The sequence below is a fragment of the Streptomyces sp. NPDC059201 genome (assembly GCF_042754585.1).
Lineage (GTDB): Bacteria > Actinomycetota > Actinomycetes > Streptomycetales > Streptomycetaceae > Streptomyces.
This window is the reverse complement of sequence record NZ_JBHZBB010000014.1, coordinates 192598-198914: the sequence shown is the minus strand read 5'-3', so window position 1 is coordinate 198914 and position 6317 is coordinate 192598. Positions and strand designations below refer to the sequence as shown.

8 protein-coding genes are annotated in these 6317 nt (G+C 72.6%); 4 read left to right on the top strand and 4 right to left on the bottom strand.

Annotation, left to right across the window (positions count from 1 at the left end; genetic code table 11):
* Nucleotides 1–127: 127 nt before the first annotated feature.
* The 4 genes from ACFXMG_RS34660 to ACFXMG_RS34645 are packed head-to-tail and all read right to left on the bottom strand — an operon-like array spanning nucleotide 128 to nucleotide 1625.
* Nucleotides 128–319, bottom strand: coding sequence for a DUF1059 domain-containing protein (locus tag ACFXMG_RS34660; protein ID WP_383827890.1), 192 nt, complete (start codon nucleotides 317–319; stop codon nucleotides 128–130).
* A 55-nt stretch (nucleotides 320–374) separates the two neighbouring features.
* Nucleotides 375–623, bottom strand: coding sequence for a hypothetical protein (locus ACFXMG_RS34655; RefSeq protein WP_383827892.1), 249 nt, complete (start codon nucleotides 621–623; stop codon nucleotides 375–377).
* Nucleotides 620–1093 (bottom strand): sigma factor-like helix-turn-helix DNA-binding protein, encoded by a 474-nt coding sequence (locus ACFXMG_RS34650; protein ID WP_383827894.1) that lies wholly within the window; start codon nucleotides 1091–1093, stop codon nucleotides 620–622. Before ACFXMG_RS34650 ends, ACFXMG_RS34655 begins: the two co-directional genes overlap by 4 nt.
* Before the next feature lie 31 nt (nucleotides 1094–1124).
* Nucleotides 1125–1625 carry a MarR family winged helix-turn-helix transcriptional regulator gene (locus ACFXMG_RS34645; protein ID WP_383827896.1) on the bottom strand — a complete coding sequence of 167 codons (501 nt, stop codon included), beginning with the start codon at nucleotides 1623–1625 and terminating at the stop codon, nucleotides 1125–1127.
* 145 nt (nucleotides 1626–1770) lie between these two features.
* Between ACFXMG_RS34645 and ilvA the strand changes: the two genes are divergently transcribed.
* From ilvA to ACFXMG_RS34625, 4 genes are all read left to right on the top strand, one after another.
* Nucleotides 1771–3003 carry a threonine ammonia-lyase gene (ilvA, locus tag ACFXMG_RS34640; protein WP_383827898.1) on the top strand — a complete coding sequence of 411 codons (1233 nt, stop codon included), beginning with the start codon at nucleotides 1771–1773 and terminating at the stop codon, nucleotides 3001–3003.
* Nucleotides 3004–3071: 68 nt separating this feature from the next.
* The gene (locus tag ACFXMG_RS34635; protein ID WP_383827900.1) at nucleotides 3072–4100 is read left to right on the top strand and encodes an ATP-binding cassette domain-containing protein; all 1029 of its coding nucleotides are present in this window, start codon (nucleotides 3072–3074) and stop codon (nucleotides 4098–4100) included.
* Nucleotides 4097–4957: an ABC transporter permease gene (locus ACFXMG_RS34630; RefSeq protein WP_383827902.1), complete on the top strand. Its 861-nt coding sequence runs from the start codon at nucleotides 4097–4099 to the stop codon at nucleotides 4955–4957. Before ACFXMG_RS34635 ends, ACFXMG_RS34630 begins: the two co-directional genes overlap by 4 nt.
* 99 nt (nucleotides 4958–5056) lie before the next feature.
* Nucleotides 5057–6292, top strand: a complete 1236-nt coding sequence (locus tag ACFXMG_RS34625; RefSeq protein ID WP_383827904.1) for a helix-turn-helix domain-containing protein — start codon at nucleotides 5057–5059, stop codon at nucleotides 6290–6292.
* Nucleotides 6293–6317: the final 25 nt, after the last annotated feature.

Sequence of the window (6317 nt, the reverse complement as noted above, 5' to 3'; positions counted from 1 at the left end):
GCGCCCGCGGGGCCTGCGCCCGCGGGGCTGCGCCCGCGGGGCCTGCGCCCGCGGGGCTGCGCCCGCGGGGCCTGCGCCCGCGGGGCTGCGCCCGCCGGGCCTGCGCCCGCCGGGCGTCCGCCCCGTCTCAGGTGCCCGGCAGGGCGTCCTTCAGGCTGGCTCGGACCTCCTGGCGGAGTTCGGGGGTGTCCGTGTGTTCGTGGACGGAGACCGCGTGTTCGGTGGCGGCGCGGACCACCTCTTCCTCCTCGCCCGAGATGTAGAGCGAGCAGCCCGAGACGCTCGGGGCGTCCCGGCAGTCGGCGGCTTTCCTGGTCATGTCGGCCTCCTGCGGTGACATGGGCCCGACCCCTCCTTCCAGGCTAGGACCGGGCTCACGGACCGGCGAACGGCGGCGTCGTCGCGGCCGGCGGCGGCTCCCAGGGCCGGGCCTCCGCCGCCCAGAGGGTGAAGCCGAGCGCGGCGAGCCCGGCCAGCACCGCGCCGACCCTCCGCACCGCGCGCTCCCGCCGCCGCAGCCGCCCGCCGCGGGCCGCCGCCCGCGCCCCGAGCCCGGCCGGGACGGGCGGATGCGGGGTGTCGAGCAGCCGCCGGACGGCCGCCTCCTTGTCGACGTACCTCACGCGGCCGCCTCCCGTCGCCGGTCCTCCCGCCGCCGGTCCTCCCGGATCCGGGCCACCGCGCGGGCGTACACCGCGCGGACCCGTGCCTCCGGCAGGCCGAGCAGTGCGGCCGTCTGTTCCTCGGGCACGTTCTCGTACAGGCGCAGTACGAGCACCAGCCGTTCCCGCGGGGTGAGGGCGCCGAGGATCCCGCCGCGGCCGGTCCGGTGCCGCCAGGCGGTACGGGCGAAGCGCAGCGCGAGGTCGTCGCGGGTGAGCGCGTACGGATCCTCGTCCCGGCCCCGCGCGCGGACCGCGTACGCGTGCGCGAGGGCGGCGGTCAGCAGCGCGTGGGCGCAGGGGTTGCGTACCCGGGTCTCTGCGGTGAGCAGGGTCGCGACATGCAGCAGCCGCCCCGCCGCGCCCGCCACGAACGCGGCGAACTCCTCGGCGCGGGCGGCGTGTTCGGATCGGCCCCGCTGCGTCTCCACACCTCATCTAGCGGCCGGGGCCGAAGCGGGGTCAACCCCCTTGCGTCGAACCGGCCGCACCGGCCTGGCGCGCGGAGAGCGCCGCGTTGAAGCGGGTGAGCAGCGAGCAGAAGGAGGCGCGCTCGTCCTCCGTCCAGCCGTCCGTGACCTCGGCCATCAGCGTCCGGCGCGAGGAGCGCACCTCCTCCAGGCGCTCCAGGCCGCGCGGCGACAGCTGGAGGACGACCGCGCGCCCGTCCTCGGGGTGCGAGGTGCGCTTGACGAGGCCGGAGTCGACGAGCGGCGCGACCTGGCGGGTGACGGTCGAGGAATCGATCCCCATGCCCGCCGCGAGCGCCTTGACGCCCATCGGCCCTTCCTGGTCGAGGCGGTTGAGGAGGAGGTAGGCGGCCCGGTCCATCGAGTTGCGGAGCTGGCCGGTGCCGCCGAGGCGGGTCTGCTCCGCCCGGCGGGCGAAGACGGCCACCTGGTGCTGGAGGGCATCGAGGAGACCGGGGTCGAGCTCAGTCGTCATGTCCTGAGATGTGGGCATGGCTGGGGTCTCTCTCGTGCGGCGGTGGTCGGTGTGGGGGACAGAGTACGCGGACGGGACGGGCTCCGTACCGGCCGTGCGCAAACCCGCCGCGGGCCCGCCGCCCGCGCGCCCGCGACCCCGGTGAGCTGCGAGACTTGGGGTCATGACCTTCGGTACGCCACACCCCTTGCACCGGCTGATGCTCGACGACGTGCGCGGAGCGCGGAAGATGCTGGCGGGCGTGGCCCGGATGACCGCCCTGGAGGGCAGTCGGCACCTGTCGTCGCTGGTGGGGGCGCCGGTCCTGCTCAAGTGCGAGAACCTCCAGCGGACCGGTTCGTTCAAGCTGCGGGGCGCGTACGTGCGGATCGCCGGGCTCCGGCCGGAGGAGAAGGCGGCGGGGGTGGTCGCCGCCTCGGCCGGGAACCACGCGCAGGGTGTGGCGCTCGCCTCACAGCTCCTCGGGGTGCACGCGACGGTCTTCATGCCGGTCGGCGCGCCGCTGCCGAAGGTCGCGGCGACCCGCGAGTACGGCGCGGAGGTGCGCCTGCACGGGCACGTGGTGGACGAGACGCTGGCCGCCGCGCAGGAGTACGCGGGGCGGACGGGCGCGGTCTTCATCCACCCCTTCGACCACCCGGACGTCATCGTCGGCCAGGGCACGGTCGGCCTGGAGATCCTGGAGCAGTGCCCGGAGGTCCGCACGATCGTCGTCGGCATCGGCGGCGGCGGGCTCGCGGCAGGCATCGGACTCGCGGTGAAGTCGCTCCGCCCGGACGTGCGGATCATCGGCGTACAGGCGGAGGGGGCGGCGGCCTACCCGCCGTCGCTGGCCGCCGGGCATCCGGTGGTGGTGGACTCCCCGGTGACGATGGCCGACGGCATCAAGGTGGGCCGGCCCGGGGACGTACCGTTCGGCCTGGTCCAGGAGTACGTGGACGAGGTGCGCACCGTCTCGGAGGACGCGCTCTCCTCGGCGCTGCTGCTCTGCCTGGAGCGGGCGAAGCTGGTGGTGGAGCCGGCCGGCGCGAGCCCGGTGGCGGCCCTGCTGAGCGACTCGACGTCCTTCCGGGGCCCGGTGGTCGCGGTCCTGTCGGGCGGCAACGTGGATCCGCTGCTGCTCCAGCGGATCCTGCGGCACGGCATGGCGGCGGCGGGCCGGTATCTGAGCCTGCGGCTGCGCGTGGCGGACCGCCCGGGCGCGCTGGCGACGCTGCTCGCGGTGCTGACGGTGGTCGACGCGAACGTGCTCGACGTGAGTCACGTACGGACCGATCCGCGGCTCGGCCTCACGGAGGTGGAGGTGGAGCTGCACCTGGAGACGAAGGGGCCGGAGCACTGCCGGGAGGTCGAGGCGGCGCTGCGCGACGCGGGGTACACGGTGCTGCCGTCCTGAGCCGGGCACGGCCGTCCATGCTGCCCTAGGATCGGCAGAAATGCCCGAAATGATCCGGGAGTGTGGACATGCCAGGCGCGATTCACGCCGAGGGACTGGTGAAGACCTTCGGCGACGTCACTGCACTGGACGGCGTGGACCTCGACGTGCCCGAGGGCACCGTCCTCGGCCTGCTCGGTCCCAACGGAGCGGGGAAGACCACCGCCGTACGGGTGCTCACGACCCTGCTCCGGCCCGACAGCGGCACCGCCACCGTCGCCGGGATCGACGTCCTGCGGCACCCCAACGAGGTCCGCCGCTCCATTGGCCTCTCCGGCCAGTTCGCCGCCGTCGACGAGTACCTCACCGGCCGCGAGAACCTCCAGATGGTCGGCCAGCTCTACCAGATGAAGGCGAAGGCGGCGAAGGAGCGGGCCGGAGAACTCCTCGACCGCTTCCACCTCACCGACGCCGCCGACCGCACAGCCAAGACGTACTCCGGCGGCATGCGCCGCCGCCTCGACCTCGCCGCCGCCCTGGTCGTCGCCCCGCCCGTGATGTTCATGGACGAGCCGACCACCGGCCTCGACCCCCGCAACCGCCAGGCCCTGTGGGACGTCATCAAGGAGCTCGTCTCCGGCGGCACCACCCTCCTCCTCACCACCCAGTACCTGGAGGAGGCCGACCACCTCGCCCACGACATCGCCGTCGTCGACCACGGCAAGGTCATCGCCCGCGGCACCTCCGACCAGCTCAAGGCCCGCACCGGCGGCGAGCGCGTCGAGGTCGTCGTCCACGAGCGCGACGCCATCGCCCCCGCCCGCGGCATCCTCGCCCGCTACGGCCCCGGCGAGCGCGGTCTCGACGACGTCTCCGTCGAGGACCACACCCGCAAGCTCACCGTCCCCGTCACCGGCGGCGCCAAGCTGCTCGCCGAGGTCATCCGCGACCTCGACGCCGTCGGCATCGAGATCGACGACATCGGACTGCGCCGCCCCACCCTCGACGACGTCTTCATCTCCCTCACCGGCCACGCCGCCGCGACCGAGCAGGAGGAGAACGGCGGGGAGCAGCCGCCCGCCCAGGGCCGCAAGCACCGGAAGGAGCCGGCCGCGTGACCACCCTCACCGACAAGGCCCCCCACGTCCCCGCCGCCCGCGGCGGCATCGCCCAGTCGATCGCGGACTCCCTGGTCGTCACCAAGCGGAACCTGATCCGCATGTCCAGGATCCCGGAGATGATCCTGTTCGGGCTGATCCAGCCCGTCATGTTCGTCATCCTGTTCACGTACGTCTTCGGCGGCTCGATGCAGATCGGGAACAGCACCGACCCGGACGTGTACAAGAACTTCCTGATGGCCGGCATCTTCGCCCAGACCGTCACCTTCGCCACCGCCGGCGCGGGCGCCGGCATCGCGGACGACATGCACAAGGGCCTGATGGACCGGTTCCGCTCCCTGCCGATGGCGCGCGGCGCGGTGCTCACCGGCCGCACGGTGGCGGACCTCGTGCAGACGGCGGTGACCCTGCTGGTCCTCGCCGTCGTCGCCCTGATCATCGGCTGGCGACCCGGCTACGCCGCGCCCACCAACTTCGGGAAGATCATGCTCGGCTTCGCCCTGCTGCTCCTCCTCGGATACGCCTTCACCTGGATCGGCGCCCTCATCGGCCTCTCCGTGCGCACCCCGGAGGCCGCGACTTCCGGCGGCCTGATCTGGCTCTTCCCCGTCACCTTCATCTCGAACGCCTTCGTCGACTCCAGCAAGCTCCCCGGCTGGCTCCAGCCGGTCGCGGAGTGGAACCCGTTCAGCGCGACCGTCCAGGCATGCCGCAAGCTCTTCGGCGACCCGGGCCTCTCCCCGTCCGACGCCTGGCCCATGCAGTACCCGGTGTGGGCATCGGTCATCTACTCGATCCTGATCATCGCCCTCTTCCGCACCCTCTCCGTCCGCAAGTACCGGCGCGCGGACGGCTGACGCCCCCCTCTGAACTCCCGGTGTCAGGGCCCCTTCCGGCTGCCTGGAAGGGGCTTCGGCCCATCTCCCCGGGGCATACCCTGGCCGAGAGGTGATTCGATGTCGTCGCTGAGTGAGAACGTCCGCAAGCATCGCCGCCGCGCCGGCCTGAGCCAGGAACAACTCGCCGAGGCGTCCGACCTGTCCCTCGGCGTCGTCCGGAAGGCCGAGCAAGGCGGGAACCTCTCCGTCGAGAGCATCCACGCACTCGCCCGTGCCCTCAAGACGACGACGGCGACCCTCTTCGCCACCGAGGCACTGGACCCGGTCCACATCGCCATCGGTGAGGGCCCCAAGCTCGCCGAGCTGCGCCGAGCCCTGATGCCCCCCGTCGGACTGCGCGAAGTCCTCGTCGAGGTCGACCAGGCGCCACCCCTGTCCGTCCTGCGGAGCGAGATCGACGACAGTCACGCCCTGTATCACGCAGACGCCTACAACAGCGTGGCCAAGAAGCTTCCCGCGATCCTGCGCGGCGCGGAGGCCGCCGTGAACCTGGCCGAGGAGGGCGACCCTCGCAGCGAAGCCCTCACGGTTCGAGCCGACGCCTACCTGCTCACCGGCAAGTACCTGACGCAGGTCCGGCGCTACGACATGGCGTATCACGCCCTCTCGCTGGGCATCAGGGACGCTCGCGAGGTCGACAAGCCGCACATCGCCGCGACCGGCGTGGTGGGCATGGCCTGGCTGCTCCTGCGACAGGACCGCTTCGACGAGGCCGAGCACCTCGCCGCCGTGACGGCCGACGAGATCGAACCGCGCATGTCCAGGGCCACCCCGGGCGAAGTAGCCCTCTGGGGAGAGCTCCTCCAGCGCGTCGCGTCGGCCGCGATCAGGAACAACCGTGCCGACGTCGCCAAGGAGGCCCGGAAGCTGACCGCGACGGCCGCGAGCAACCTGGGCCGCGAGCATGTGGACTTCCGGTCGCACTGGACGACCTTCGGGCCCGTGACCGCCGAGGCGAAGGCGATCGAGGACCTCGCGCTGATCGGCGACTACCGAGGCGTCCTGGACCGGGCCGACAAGGGTCCCGTCGGGCCCCAAGGGCTCGCCAGGCTCGGCCGGCCGAGCGCGAACAACTGGGACAGGCATCGATTGGATGTCGCACGCGCTTACTCCAAGCTCGGGTCGCACCAGGACGCGATGACCGAGCTGTGCGTCATCAAGGACCAGTCCCCCGAGTGGCTCAAGCACCAGGCGATGGCCCGCCGCATCATGGAAGAGATCCTGAAGACCCGTAAGCGAACGCTGACTCAGGAGATGCGAGACATGGCCCTCCACCTGGGGCTCACCGGCTAACTACCACGCCACGTAGCACTTCCTG